The sequence below is a fragment of the Photobacterium sp. TLY01 genome, from assembly GCF_021432065.1.
Taxonomy (GTDB): Bacteria; Pseudomonadota; Gammaproteobacteria; order Enterobacterales; family Vibrionaceae; genus Photobacterium; species Photobacterium halotolerans_A.
The window spans coordinates 3,260,794-3,274,370 of sequence record NZ_CP090364.1 but is presented as its reverse complement, the minus strand read 5'-3'; the positions used below and the strand labels follow the sequence as shown (position 1 = coordinate 3,274,370).

Below are 13,577 nucleotides of genomic sequence, written 5' to 3'. Positions count from 1 at the left end.
CAGTTTATGCCATTTGCGCTTACTCAGCCAGCCTGAACTTCGGTATCAGCGTGCCTGAATTGATGACAATATCTGGACATTTATCCAGTATCTTTTTAGCCTTATTGTATCAATACAAAAGCATGCAGGAAACAGATTGATGATGGGTGAATGGCTCAGTGAGAATGGCCAGTGGCTGGCGGCTGCGATTGCCGGGGCGACCACCGCTGGTGGCGCCACGGCCCTGTGGTTTCAGGGGCGTTTACGACAGCAGGCGGCGATCTGGCAGCAGCAACTGGCAGCAGAAACCCGGCTGGCGCAGCAGCAGGAGCAGCAACTGCGCCACGATCTGCAAGAGCAACAGCAGGAACTGGATAGCCTGGATGTCGAGCGCGATCGTCTCAGTAATGAGCTGCGGCAGATGCACGCCCGGCTGGCAGCGGCAGTAGAAAAACTGCGATACCTGGAAACCCTGCGGCAGGACAACCTGACGCTGACTGAGCGCCTGGAGGCAACCCGACAGGCAGAATCCGCTCTGGCCGCCGACTTGCGGGAGCTGCAGACCCGCTACCGGGAAGAGCAAAAGGCCGCGCAGGAAAAAATCGCCCTGCTGGAAAATGCCGAGAACCGTCTGCAGCAGCAGTTTGAGAGTCTGGCCAACCGTTTGTTCGAGCAAAAAAGCCGCAGTGTGGACGCGCAGAACAAGCTGAGCCTGGATGGCCTGCTCAGCCCGCTCAAAGAGCAACTGGAGGGTTTTCGCAAGCAAATCAATGACAGCTTCAGCCATGAGGCCAGAGAGCGGCATACCCTGGTCCATGAAATCAACAGCCTGAAGCAGCTCAATGAGCAGATGGCCCGTGAGGCCGTCAATCTGACTCAGGCGCTGAAAGGTGATAACAAAGCCCAGGGCAACTGGGGCGAAGTGGTGCTGGCCCGGGTGCTGAGTGAGTCCGGGCTGCGGGAAGGTCACGAATACCACACTCAGGTGAACCTGGAAGACAGCAGCGGTAAGCGTTATCAGCCGGACGTGGTGGTGCACCTGCCGCAGGAGAAAGACGTGGTGGTAGATGCCAAAATGTCGCTGGTCGCCTACGAGCGCTATTTTCATGCCGAGAGCCAGGAAGAGCGAGACAAAGCGCTCAGCGATCATCTGGTCTCGCTGCGCAGCCATATCCGCGGCCTGAGCCGCAAAGATTACCATCAGCTGGATGGCGTCCGCAGTCTGGACTATGTGCTGATGTTTGTCCCGGTGGAGCCGGCATTTCAGGCGGCCGTTGAAGCTGATCCTGCGCTGATCCGCGATGCCATGGACAGTAATATTATGCTGGTCAGCCCGACCACATTGCTGGTGGCTTTGCGTACCATCAATAACTTGTGGCGCAATGAAAGGCAAAATCAGAATGCCAAACAAATCGCGGAACGGGCCAGCAAGCTGTACGACAAGCTGCGGTTGTTTGTCGCCGACATGGACAATATTGGCACGGCGCTGGAGAAAGCCAGCCATAGCTATCAGGGCGCCATGAACAAGCTGGCGAGCGGACGGGGCAATATTATCCGTCAGGCCGAAAGCTTCAAGGAGCTGGGCGTGGAGGTGAAACGGGATTTACCGGCGTCGCTGACCGAGCGGGCGCTGCGTGACAGTGATACTGTCCACAGGCTGGCCGAGACGGTGAATGACACACCTGAGCGCTTCAAGTAAACTACGGCAATTAGATGAGAATTGATGGAACGAGCATGACTGAACCCACACAAACCACTGATTTTGGTTACCGTAAGGTCGCTAAAGATGAGAAAGCGCAGCTGGTCGCGGAAGTGTTTCACTCGGTAGCGGATAAGTACGATCTGATGAACGACCTGATGTCTATGGGGATCCATCGTATCTGGAAGCGTTTCACCGTGGACTGCAGCGGCGTACGCCGGGGTCACCGGGTGCTGGATCTGGGTGGCGGCACCGGCGATTTAACGGCCAAGTTCTCGCGCATGGTCGGTGAAGACGGTCAGGTGGTGCTGGCGGACATCAATAACTCCATGCTCAAAGTGGGCCGCAGCAAGTTGCGCGATCGCGGTATCGTCGGCAACGTGGCCTATGTTCAGGCCAACGCTGAAGAGTTGCCGTTCCCGGATAACTACTTTGACTGCATTACCATCAGTTTCTGTCTGCGTAATGTCACCGATAAAGACAAAGCGCTGCGTTCCATGTTCCGCGTGCTCAAGCCCGGCGGTCGCCTGCTGGTGCTGGAATTCTCCAAGCCAGTCATCGAGCCGCTGTCAAAAATTTATGATGCCTATTCGTTCCACATTTTGCCGCGCGTGGGTGAAATGGTGGTGGGTGATGCGGACAGCTACCGCTATCTGGCTGAATCTATCCGTATGCACCCGGATCAGGCTACGCTGGAAGGGATGATGCAGGAAGCCGGTTTCGAACAAACCAGTTTCCATAACCTGACGGGCGGCATTGTTGCCCTGCACCGTGGTTATAAATTCTGAGGTCCGGATGCCAGTTGATGCGTTAGTCACCGGAGTGGTGGAAACTACCCTGAATGCTTTGCTGAAAGATGAAGAGGCCAGCCAGCGCCGTCTGGCGCGTCTGCGTGGCAAAGTGATCAGTGTGCAGATAAACGATTTTGGCAAGCAGCTGTTTTTTGTCTTCAGTCAGCAAATTGACGTACTGGCTGCCTATGAAGGGGAGACGGACTGCCGCCTGGCCCTGAGTCTGGCTGCGCTGCCGGAACTGCGTGAGCAGGCCAATCTCACCCAACTGATCAAAGCCGATAAACTGGCCCTGGAAGGCGATATTCAGCTGGCCCAGCAGTTTTCTGCGCTACTCAGCGGCCTCAAGCCGGATGTGGCGGAACGCCTGTCTCGTTACACGGGCGATGTGGTCGCCCATACAGTGGTGAGCGGCGCCCGGCAAAAACTGGCGGGACTGCAGCACGTGCTGGGTGAACGGCGGCGTGATCTGGGCGAAATCGTCACGGAAGAATGGCGGTTGGCCCCGCCGGCGCTGGAAATTGCCCATTTTGCCGACCAGGTCGACGAAGCCGCTTCACAGCTGGCCCGTCTGGAAGCCCGGATTCACAAGCTGGCTGAACGGCTGGCGCAACCTACTAGCCTGACCTGATAGCCCATGAGCCGTTTTTCCGAAATTAAGCGCCTATACCAGATCACTGCCGTCCAGCTGCGCTATGGGCTGGACGATTTATTGCCGGACGATCCACGAACCCGGCTGCCGAAATTGATGCGCAAGAGTCTGTTCTGGATCCGCAACCAGCATCCGGACAAACCTTTGGGTGAGCGTCTGCGGTTGGCGCTGCAGAGCCTTGGGCCGGTGTGGGTGAAGTTCGGCCAGATGATGTCGACCCGACGAGACCTGTTTCCGCCACACATTGCTGATCAGCTGGCATTGCTGCAGGACAGAGTGGCTCCTTTTGACGGTGCTCTGGCCCGGAAGCAGATTGAAAAATCGTTAGGCGGGCCGCTGGATACCTGGTTTGCCGATTTCGACCAGACGCCGCTGGCCTCGGCATCTATTGCGCAGGTCCATACTGCTACACTGAAAGAGAACGGCCGTGAAGTGGTGATTAAGGTGATCCGTCCGGATATCCTGCCTGTGATTCAGGCCGACATCAAACTCATGTACCGTATGGCCCGTTTGCTGTCCCGCTTTATGCCAGAGGCGCGCCGCCTGCGACCGGTTGAAGTGATCCGGGAATATGAAAAAACCTTGCTCGATGAGCTGGATCTGATGCGCGAAGCGGCCAATGCCATTCAGCTCAGACGCAATTTCGACGGCAGCGATTCACTCTATGTTCCTGAAGTTTTTACCGATTATTCGCGCAGTAATCTTCTTGTCATGGAACGCATCTATGGTATCCAGGTTTCTGATGTCGAGGCGCTGAAAGCCAACGGCACAGACATGAAGCTGCTGTCGGAAAAAGCCGTGAATGTATTCTTCACTCAGGTCTTTCGTGACAGCTTCTTTCATGCGGATATGCATCCGGGCAACATTTTTGTATCGCACAAGAACCCGGTTGATCCGCAGTGGATTGCGCTGGACTTTGGGATTGTCGGGACCCTGAACCGCGAAGATAAGCGCTATCTGGCTGAAAACCTGCTGGCGTTTTTTAACCGGGATTACCGCAAAGTGGCTGAGCTGCATGTGGACTCCGGCTGGGTGCCGCCCGATACCAATGTCGACGAATTTGAATTTGCGATTCGTACCGTGTGCGAGCCGATATTCGAGAAACCGCTGGCAGACATCTCCTTTGGCCACGTGCTGCTGAATCTGTTCAATACAGCACGGCGCTTCAATATGGAAGTTCAGCCTCAGCTGGTACTGCTGCAGAAAACCCTGCTGTATGTTGAAGGGTTAGGCAGGCAGTTGTACCCGCAGTTGGATCTCTGGGATACCGCCAAACCGTTTCTGGAAGACTGGATGTCGCGCCAGGTCGGGCCGCAGGCGATCATTGGCGCAGTGCGGGACAAGGCGCCTTTCTGGGCCGAGAAATTACCCGAATTACCGGAACTTCTTTATGACAGTTTGCGCCAGGGCAAGGTGATGAATCAGCGGATTGATAAACTGTACGACAATTTCATGACCAGCCGTCGTCAGCAAGCTCAGGCCCGGTTCTGTTTTGGGGTTGGGGCGACACTGATCATATGCTCTGCCATACTTTTTGGTAATCAGGTGGATGTTTATCCGGTCGTATCAGTCACAGCTGGCGCAATGTTCTGGTTGTTTGGCTGGCGGGCCTACACGAAATAATGGCTGTGTTGCTGGGCGGCACAGCGTTTGATGAATCTTATTGAGGAAAAGTAAACATGGGTGGAATCAGTATCTGGCAACTCCTAATCGTTGCCCTGATCATCGTCTTATTATTCGGCACCAAAAAGTTACGCTCCATGGGCGGTGACTTAGGGTCGGCGGTGAAAGGCTTTAAAAAAGCCCTGAGTGACGACGACGAAGCGAAGAATAAGGCCGATGCCGATTTTGAGCAGAAGTCGCTGGCGGATAAAAAAGAGGCCGCTGAGCCACAGAAAACCCCGAAAGATAAAGAGCAGGTTTAACGCGTGTTTGATATCGGGTTCTGGGAGCTGATCTTAATTGCCATCGTCGGTCTGGTCGTGCTTGGACCGGAGCGGCTGCCTGTCGCAATCCGTTCAGTGTCTCGGTGGATCAATGCCGCCAGAAATATGGCCAGTGCGGTGAAGACTGAGCTGTCTCAGGAACTGAAAATTCACGAGCTGCAGCAGGACTTGAAAAAGGCCGAGCAGGCGGGCATGAAAGATTTGTCACCTGAGCTGCAAAAGTCCGTTGACGAACTGAAAGAGGCTGCGGCATCGGTACAGCGCCCTTATGCGAAGGCGGAACCTGAGCGTGCTTCTGAGCGTGTGACGGCAGAGGATCCTCAGCCGCCAGCACCGCATCAGGATAGCTCAGTGCCGCCGCACTCCCCTTCATCGCAAAAACAGGATTAATGACGCTTCATGTCGAGTGTGGAAGATACCCAGCCCTTGTTCAGCCATCTGCTGGAACTGCGTAACCGGCTGCTCCGTTCTATCCTGAGTGTCCTGGTGGTGTTTCTTTGCCTGGTGTGGTTTGCCAACGACATTTACAGTCTGCTGGCCGCTCCGCTGGTGGAGAGACTGCCGGAAGGCACCAGTATGATTGCCACGGATGTGGCCTCGCCTTTCTTTACGCCGATTAAACTGACGCTGGTCGCTTCGGTGTTTCTGGCGGTACCGCTGATCCTGTATCAAATCTGGGCCTTTGTTGCGCCCGGGTTATACAAGCACGAACGCCGGCTGGTCATGCCGCTGCTGTTTTCCAGCTCGCTGCTGTTCTATTGCGGTGTGGCTTTTGCGTATTTTGTGGTGTTCCCGTTGGTGTTCGGCTTCTTTACCAGTATTGCCCCGGAAGGGGTGCAGGTAGCGACTGATATCGCCAGTTATCTGGACTTTGTCCTGGCGCTGTTCCTGGCATTTGGGATTGCCTTTGAAATTCCGGTGGCCATTATCCTGCTGTGCTGGACCGGCGCGACCGATCCGCAGAGCCTGCGCCAGAAGCGGCCCTACATCATCGTCGCGGCGTTTGTCGTGGGTATGTTGCTGACGCCGCCGGATATCATTTCCCAGACACTGCTGGCGATTCCCATGTGTCTGCTGTTTGAGGTCGGCTTGTTCTTCTCGCGCTTCTATATTCGCGCCAATGAGCAGGCGCCGTCCGAAGAAGATTAAGTCACTTTTTGCTGACAGATGACTGAAAAACAGCCGCCCGGTGCGGCTGTTTTTGTTTCCGCGGTTTTTATTTGTCATCGCCCGGTGTGTAGAATGGTTTCTTTTTTGCGGATAGCACAGTGATGATCGATATTGGCGTTAACCTGACCAACAGCCGCTTTGATAAAGACAGGGAAGCGGTTATCGCCCGTGCGCAGCAGGCCGGGGTTAAAGCCCTGATCCTGAGCGGCACCAGTGAGGAGGAGAGCCGGCAGGCGCTGGCAATGGCGCATCAGTGGCCAGGCTACTGTTTCAGTACCGCGGGCGTGCACCCGCACGATGCCAAATCGGTGTCGGACTTTTCTCTCCCCGCGATTCGCGAGCTGGCGAGCGATCCGGCAGTGGTCGCGATTGGCGAATGCGGTCTGGATTTCAACCGTGATTTTTCGCCCCGTCCGCAGCAGGAAGCTGTTTTTGAAGCGCAGCTGGCACTGGCAGCCGCACTGCAAAAACCTGTGTTTATGCACTGCCGGGATGCCCATGAGCGCTTTCTGGCAATCCTCAAACCCTGGCGCGATAAACTGCCGGCGGCGGTATTGCATTGTTTTACCGGCAGCGAGCAGGAACTGAAAGACTGTCTGGCGCTGGATCTGTATATTGGCATCACAGGGTGGATCTGCGACGATCGCCGGGGCACCGAACTGCGTGATATCGTGCGGCATATTCCGGACGACCGACTGATGATAGAAACAGACTGCCCGTATCTGCTGCCGCGCGATCTGCGGCCCAAACCCAAGTCCAGCCGCAATGAGCCGGCGTATCTGCCCCATATTGCACAAGCAGTGGCAACATGCCGGCAACAGTCGCCCGCCGATCTGAGGGCCGCAGTATCGGCGACCAGCCGGGCATTTTTTCAGATCGAGCCAGCGTAAATCTTTGTTCGATGATAAGATGAAACGCAACTGTGATTGACTGCGGTACGTGTTGCCGCATTACCAACAAGGAGTGAGCAGTGTCTGTATCGATTCAGGGGGCATTTCCGGCCCGTCGTATGCGCCGTGTGCGCAAGCAAGATTTCAGCCGCCGACTGACGGCAGAACATCAGATTTCAGTGAACGACCTGATCTATCCCATGTTTATCCTGCTGGGGAAAAACCGCCGGGAACCGGTGGACTCCATGCCGGGAGTGGAACGTCTGTCGATTGATCTGATGCTGCTGGAAGCGGAATACCTGTCCAAGCTGGGTGTACCGGCCATTGCCTTGTTCCCTGTGGTGTCGCAGGACTTCAAGAGTGTTTGCGCTGCCGAAGCCTATAACCCTGAAGGTCTGGTACAGCGCGCGGTGCGTCTGCTCAAAGAGCATGTGCCGCAAATGGGCGTGATCACGGATGTGGCACTGGACCCGTTCACTACCCACGGTCAGGACGGCATTATTGATGACAATGGTTATGTGATCAACGATGAAACGACGGAAGTCCTGGTCAAGCAGGCCTTGTCGCATGCAGAAGCCGGTGCCGATATCGTGGCGCCATCTGACATGATGGATGGCCGCATCGGTGCCATCCGTGAAGCGTTAGAAGAAGCCGGCTATATCCATACCCAGATCATGGCGTATTCGGCCAAATATGCGTCGAACTATTACGGCCCGTTCCGTGATGCGGTCGGCTCGGCCAGCAACCTCAAAGGCGGCGATAAGAAAACCTATCAGATGGATCCGGCCAACACAGACGAAGCCCTGCACGAAGTGGCGATGGATGTGCAGGAAGGAGCCGACATGGTGATGGTGAAACCTGGGATGCCGTACCTGGATGTGGTGCGCCGGGTGAAGACTGAGCTGCAGGTGCCGACCTTTGCCTATCAGGTGTCGGGGGAGTATGCCATGCATATGGCGGCAATCCAGAATGGCTGGCTGAAAGAAAAAGAAACCGTGCTGGAATCGTTGCTGTGCTTCAAGCGGGCTGGTGCCGACGGGATTCTGACTTACTTTGCCAAATCCGTGGCCGAATGGCTGGCGGCGGAAGCCGCAGAACGTCAGGCCAGTGTGGCCGACAGAAAGTAAACGCTTCAGAAAAGCGAGCCTGGCTCGCTTTTTTCTTGCCTGACGATCAGGGTTTCACATTGCGATTGATCGGGTTTTGCAGTGAGATCAGGGTTTCGGTTGATTGCACCTCGTCAATGGCCTGAAGTTTGTCGATCAGCACATACTGCAGCTCTTCAATCGAGCGGCACATCAGCTTGACGAATATGTTGTATGCCCCTGTGGTGTAATAGGCTTCAACCACTTCGTCGAGTTCATTGAGTTTTGCCAGCGCGGAGTGATAGTCTCTGGCCGCATTCAAATTAATCCCGATAAAGCAACAGACGTCATATCCCAGAAGCTTAGGGTTGATAATCACCTCAGTTCCAGTAATGATGTTGGCGGCGCGCATTTTTTCGACACGGACATGGACGGTGGCCGGACTGACATTGAAGCGTTTGGCCATTTCTGCATACGGGATCCGGGCATCGTGCATCAGGGCATTCAGAATATCTCGGTCTAAATCATCAAGACGAGGGAGCGGGGTCATGGCATCTTTCCGTGGTAGTTCGCAACTACTGCATCATATACTGGCTTGACTCATGACGCACGGATTAGGATTGGTTCACAATCACTGCATAAATAAAGGATATGGCTGTCTCTTCATGCGCTTAGTTTTCTTGCTCCTGGCACTTCTTCTCCCCAGACTGGCGCTGGCTGAAGCGAATGTGCTGGTGATTCATTCCTATCATCAGGGGATGCAATGGACGGATGCACAGCAAGCAGGGCTGGAAGCCGTCGTGCGTTCAGAGCCGGTACACCTTCAGGTCGACTACATGGACAGCAAACGGTACCAGTCCCCCTGGTATCTGGATCAGCTGGTGGATTTGTACCGGGCCAAACTCAGCAGTGAAAAGTTTGATGCCATCCTGGTCACCGATGATAACGCCCTGTGGCTGGTCAATCAGTTGCCGGATGAAATCGGCCCGACGCCTGTGCTGATGTCGGGTATTAATACCTACAAGCCCGCCAAGCATGCCAATCTGAGCCGTATCGGCGGGGTACTGGAAGCGAATGATGTTGCCGCAAACATGACCTTAATTCAGACCGTGCAGCCTGAGGTCCGGCAGTATTACTTTATTACCGATCACACTACAACCGGCCGTGAGCTCTGGCAGGATGCCCAGACCTACCTCAGCCAGCATCCGGAACTGGATTACACCTACCTCAGCCCGCAGTCGTTTGCCGACTTGTTCGAGGCGGTCAGCCAGTTGCCTCCGCACTCTGCGATTGTTTTTCTCAGCTATTTTGTGGATGGCCATGGTGTGTATATGCCGAGCCGTGAGCTGATGCAGACCCTGACCCGCAGCGCAAATGCACCTGTGTATGTCTCCTACCGCTTTCTGCTTGAAGGCGGGGCACTGGGAGGCGTGGTCAGCCGGGGCTACGATCAGGGCATGATACTGGGACAGTTGTTAAAGCAGGTGCTGCACGATCCCAATACCGAATACCCGCTGTTTCTGAACAGCCCCCGTCAGGTCATGTTTAATTACCCGGCCTTGCAGCGCTGGAAAATCCCGGTGGATCAGGAGCAGGTACTCTTGGTGAACCGGCCCCTGAGCTGGTTCGACAAGTATGCCGGTCAGGTCCGGTTGTTCAGTCTGGTGCTGGCCGTGATGCTCTCAGTGATCCTGCTGCTGATTGTGATTATCCGGCGCCTGCGTCGCAGTGAAAGAAAACTGACGCTGAGCCGAACCCTGTTCGAAGGGGTGTTTGACCAGAGTTTCCAGTTTATTGCCATCTTGCACCCGAGCGGTCAGTTACAATCGGCGAATCTGGCGCTGCAGGATTTGCTGGGCCGTTCGGTGATCAAGTATGACCGTCCGTTCTGGGACTGGGGCTGTTGGGAGCGCGCCAGTACCGAGCAGTTAAAACAGTCCTTTGTTTCGGCGACGCGCAGCCAGCTGGTGAGGTTTGAAACCGGCATCAACAGCAGTGAAGACGGCACGCGAATCCTGGATATTTCCATCAAACCCTTGCCCCAGACGGAAGGCGTTGAAGGTCAGTTACTGCTTGAAGCCCGGGATGTGACTTCCCGTCATCATATGGAAGAAAAATTGCGGGAGCGGGAAATCAGCTACCGCCTACTTTACGAGCAGCAACCTGTGATTTTGCTGGCGATTAACCAGCATGGCCGCATCCAGTCGGTGAATCAGTTTGCCACCGAATTACTGGGCTACAGCAAGCGGGAAATGCTGGGCCACAAAGTGACCGATTTCTACCTGGATGCGGAAGACATTCCCCAGCATTTCATCTCGGCCCATCAGGGTAAAGATGAGCAGAACGTTTGGCGGCGCCAATTGCGTTATACCAGTGCCAGCGGCAAAGCGGTCTGGATCCGGGAAACCATCCGCTCTTCTTTATCTCAGCATCAGCTGTTGCTGGTCGGCGAAGATATTACCAGCACCCGCGAGCTGGAAGCCAAACTGGAATACCAGGCCAATCATGACTATCTGACCAGTTTGTTCAACCGCAGTTATTTTGAGCGTCAGCTCGATGTGTCGTTGTCGGAAGCCAGAGACAAAGGCGCCCGTCATGCCATGCTCTATTTGGATCTCGACCAGTTTAAAGTCATCAATGATACGGCAGGTCATGAAGCCGGTGATGAGGCGCTCAAGCAAGTGGCCTGGCTGTTGCGGGGGATCATGCCGCATAAGGCCACGCTGGCCCGTCTGGGTGGCGATGAGTTTGCCATTATCCTCAGCCACTGCGAGGTCGAAGGGGCGCTGCGTTTGGGCGCTGAAATTCTGCATTTGCTGGAAGAGAGTGAATTCTACTGGCAGAACACCCGCTTCAGTCTGAGTGCCTCGATCGGGATCCGCTTGATTGACCATACCGCCGGCTCGCCTCAGCAGGTCCACGCCCAGGCCGATACCGCATGTTATGCCGCCAAAGATGAAGGCCGCAACCGCCTGCATTTGTACCGTCCGGATGATGAAGAATTGCAACGGCGCGAGCGGGAAATGGCCTATGTGAATCATATCCGGCGCGCGCTGGATGAGCAGCGGTTTGAACTCTATGCCCAGGCCATTGCACCGCTGGCAACGCCGTCCGCCGGCCATCACTATGAGATTCTGATCCGGATGCGCAGCAGCGACGGGGCTATGATCCCGCCCGGATTATTTATGCCGGCTGCCGAACGCTACAACCTGGCGCACCTGATTGACCGGTATGTAGTTAACGCCGTGCTGCTTTGGCTCGAAGCCCACCCGGAAGCGGTTACGCCGCTCAAGCTGTGTTCTGTGAATCTGTCCGGACAGTCAATGGGCAACCCTGACTTTGTTGATTTTCTGCTGTCGCGCATTGGGCAATCCAGTGTACCGGCCAGTAAGCTGTGTCTGGAAATTACCGAAACCGCCGCAATCGGCAATATGAGTGAAGCCATAGAGCTGTTTACCCAGCTGAAGTCGCTGGGGTGTCTGATTTCGTTGGACGACTTTGGTGCTGGGTTATCATCGTTTGGTTACCTGAAACGCCTGCCGGTTGATCTGATCAAAATTGACGGTATGTTCGTGCGGGACATTGCCGATGATGAAGTGGATTTTGCGATGGTCAAAGCCATTAACGAACTGGCGAAGAAAATGGGTAAGCAGACCGTGGCTGAGTTTGTCGAAAACGACGCCATTTTACGACGCCTGGAGCAACTGGGTGTCGACTATGCACAGGGCTACCAGTTTGGTAAACCGATGCCGCTGGCCAGACTGGTCGAGCGTTTAAACCAGGCGCCTGTCACAGCGACTGTTTTGTAAATTCACTGGGATACCTGCTGGTCTGGTGTGTCCGGGGCGAGCGACCTCGCACTTCACGCCTGGCTTTGTTGCTGCGTGTCCTTCGTATCAAAAAGTAGACCAATAACGGATCCTGATTGGGTATAATCCGCCACACTATATGGATTCCTGTCGGCCTGCCTCATCGCGGGCGGACATTGTTTGCGGAGACACCCGTGCAAATCGCTTTACTTTGTGATCAACCTGAACGTCACGCCGAGCTGACTGAACTGGCTGCCCGCTGGGGGCTGGCGCATCACGCTCAGGCGCAGTTTGCGCTGTCTTTGACGGCAGAGCGTCTGGAACTGCTCAAGCAGGATGAACCCAAGCTGGGAGCGGTTTTTGTCGATCTGGCCGGCGGCGCTGCCGCGCACAGACGCAAGTTTGGCGGCGGGCGTGGCCAGGCGATCGCCAAAGCCGTGGGTCTAAAAAGCGGGGTGACACCGACTGTGCTGGATGCCACGGCGGGGCTGGGGCGCGATGCCTTTGTGCTGGCTTCCCTGGGATGTCGGGTACAGATGGTTGAGCGTCACCCTGTGGTGGCTGCTTTACTGGAAGACGGGTTGCGCCGTGCTGGTGCCGATGCAGAAATCGGTGGCTGGGTGCGTGAACGGATGAGTCTGTTGCATGCCACCAGCCAGGACGCACTCACGGAGCTGGCGGCAGACCCTGATGTGCGACCGGATGTGGTGTATCTGGATCCGATGTTTCCCCATAAAAAGAAGTCAGCCCTGGTGAAAAAAGAAATGCGTGTGTTCCAGAGCCTGGTCGGTGCCGATATGGATGCTGATCTGCTGTTGGCCCCTGCGCTGGCGCTGGCCGGTAAACGTGTGGTGGTCAAGCGTCCTGACTATGCGCCCTGGCTTGACGGTCAGTCGCCGTCAACCGTGATCCATACCAAGAAGAACCGTTTTGATGTCTATGTCAAAGCGGCAATGAAATAGCCGCTGCAGGCCACTGGCTGTTGCAGGTTGGAGAAAGCGAGATGACCCGGTCATTGTGTAAGTATCGGCGTTCAGAAATCAGTGAGAAGCTCGATTCTATTGCTGACTTGGTGAGCGCCCCCCAATATGTTTGTCGTAGCTGTGCCAGAGTCGCCAATGGTAAATCATCGCTGTGCAAACCGGGACGGTTGCCCGTGCAGGGCAAACAGGCCGCTGCCATTATCCCCGCTGTGACTGTGGCGTCTGCGATGGCTGCGCCGTCTGGTTCGGCTCAGGACGCTTCGTTACCGCCTGTGGGCGAGCGTCTGGAAAGCGGTGCCATGCTGGGGCTGCCGGTGGGTTTGCTGAGTGTTTCGGTGAGAAAGCTGGATAAGAAGCTGCGTAAGCTGGCGAAAAAGAAGCGTAAGTGTCTCAAGAAAAGTGGCAAGTACCATAAGAAGGCGGAAAAGTACCGGAAAAAAGCCGAGAAGATGCAGCGGCAGTTCGACAAACTGATCTATCAAGCCAGTGCCTGATGTTCTTCAGTAACCAGCCAGAGAAAAGAAGCCTCCGTTAACGGAGGCTTCTTGGTTTCAGGGGGAATGAATCCATCAG

Annotated in this window: 13 protein-coding genes; 12 read left to right on the top strand and 1 reads right to left on the bottom strand. The window is 55.4% G+C overall.

The window, feature by feature from the left end; genetic code table 11:
* Positions 1–142: 142 nt before the first annotated feature.
* From rmuC to hemB, 9 genes are all read left to right on the top strand, one after another.
* Complete coding sequence (gene rmuC / locus LN341_RS15195) at positions 143–1,678, top strand: DNA recombination protein RmuC (RefSeq protein ID WP_370643748.1); 1,536 nt, start codon at positions 143–145, stop codon at positions 1,676–1,678.
* A 35-nt stretch (positions 1,679–1,713) separates the two neighbouring features.
* Positions 1,714–2,466 carry a bifunctional demethylmenaquinone methyltransferase/2-methoxy-6-polyprenyl-1,4-benzoquinol methylase UbiE gene (ubiE, locus tag LN341_RS15190; protein WP_046221820.1) on the top strand — a complete coding sequence of 251 codons (753 nt, stop codon included), beginning with the start codon at positions 1,714–1,716 and terminating at the stop codon, positions 2,464–2,466.
* A 7-nt stretch (positions 2,467–2,473) separates the two neighbouring features.
* On the top strand, positions 2,474–3,100 hold the full coding sequence (locus LN341_RS15185; protein ID WP_046221821.1) for an SCP2 domain-containing protein: 627 nt from the start codon (positions 2,474–2,476) through the stop codon (positions 3,098–3,100).
* Between the two features lie 6 nt (positions 3,101–3,106).
* Positions 3,107–4,744, top strand: coding sequence for a ubiquinone biosynthesis regulatory protein kinase UbiB (ubiB, locus tag LN341_RS15180; RefSeq protein WP_234203736.1), 1,638 nt, complete (start codon positions 3,107–3,109; stop codon positions 4,742–4,744).
* 56 nt (positions 4,745–4,800) lie between these two features.
* A complete protein-coding gene (gene tatA / locus LN341_RS15175; RefSeq protein WP_046221823.1) occupies positions 4,801–5,046 on the top strand; it encodes a Sec-independent protein translocase subunit TatA in 246 nt (81 codons plus the stop codon).
* Positions 5,047–5,049: 3 nt separating this feature from the next.
* Entirely contained in the window at positions 5,050–5,457 is a 408-nt protein-coding gene (tatB, locus tag LN341_RS15170) for a Sec-independent protein translocase protein TatB (RefSeq protein ID WP_046221824.1), read from the top strand.
* Between the two features lie 9 nt (positions 5,458–5,466).
* A complete protein-coding gene (gene tatC / locus LN341_RS15165; protein WP_046221825.1) occupies positions 5,467–6,216 on the top strand; it encodes a Sec-independent protein translocase subunit TatC in 750 nt (249 codons plus the stop codon).
* A 122-nt stretch (positions 6,217–6,338) separates the two neighbouring features.
* Positions 6,339–7,127 carry a 3'-5' ssDNA/RNA exonuclease TatD gene (gene tatD / locus LN341_RS15160; protein ID WP_234205072.1) on the top strand — a complete coding sequence of 263 codons (789 nt, stop codon included), beginning with the start codon at positions 6,339–6,341 and terminating at the stop codon, positions 7,125–7,127.
* 80 nt (positions 7,128–7,207) lie between these two features.
* Positions 7,208–8,254, top strand: a complete 1,047-nt coding sequence (gene hemB, locus LN341_RS15155; RefSeq protein ID WP_234203735.1) for a porphobilinogen synthase — start codon at positions 7,208–7,210, stop codon at positions 8,252–8,254.
* A gap of 46 nt (positions 8,255–8,300) precedes the next feature.
* On the opposite strand, the gene asnC is transcribed toward hemB, so the two are convergent.
* Entirely contained in the window at positions 8,301–8,762 is a 462-nt protein-coding gene (gene asnC, locus LN341_RS15150) for a transcriptional regulator AsnC (protein ID WP_027251479.1), read from the bottom strand.
* A 115-nt stretch (positions 8,763–8,877) separates the two neighbouring features.
* Here asnC and LN341_RS15145 point away from each other — a divergent pair, with 115 nt between their 5' ends.
* The 3 genes from LN341_RS15145 (at position 8,878) to LN341_RS15135 (ending at position 13,498) form a co-directional block, all read left to right on the top strand.
* Positions 8,878–12,021, top strand: a complete 3,144-nt coding sequence (locus tag LN341_RS15145; protein WP_234203734.1) for a bifunctional diguanylate cyclase/phosphodiesterase — start codon at positions 8,878–8,880, stop codon at positions 12,019–12,021.
* A 194-nt stretch (positions 12,022–12,215) separates the two neighbouring features.
* Positions 12,216–12,983: a class I SAM-dependent methyltransferase gene (locus LN341_RS15140; RefSeq protein WP_046221829.1), complete on the top strand. Its 768-nt coding sequence runs from the start codon at positions 12,216–12,218 to the stop codon at positions 12,981–12,983.
* A gap of 41 nt (positions 12,984–13,024) precedes the next feature.
* Positions 13,025–13,498 (top strand): hypothetical protein, encoded by a 474-nt coding sequence (locus LN341_RS15135; protein WP_234203733.1) that lies wholly within the window; start codon positions 13,025–13,027, stop codon positions 13,496–13,498.
* Positions 13,499–13,577: the final 79 nt, after the last annotated feature.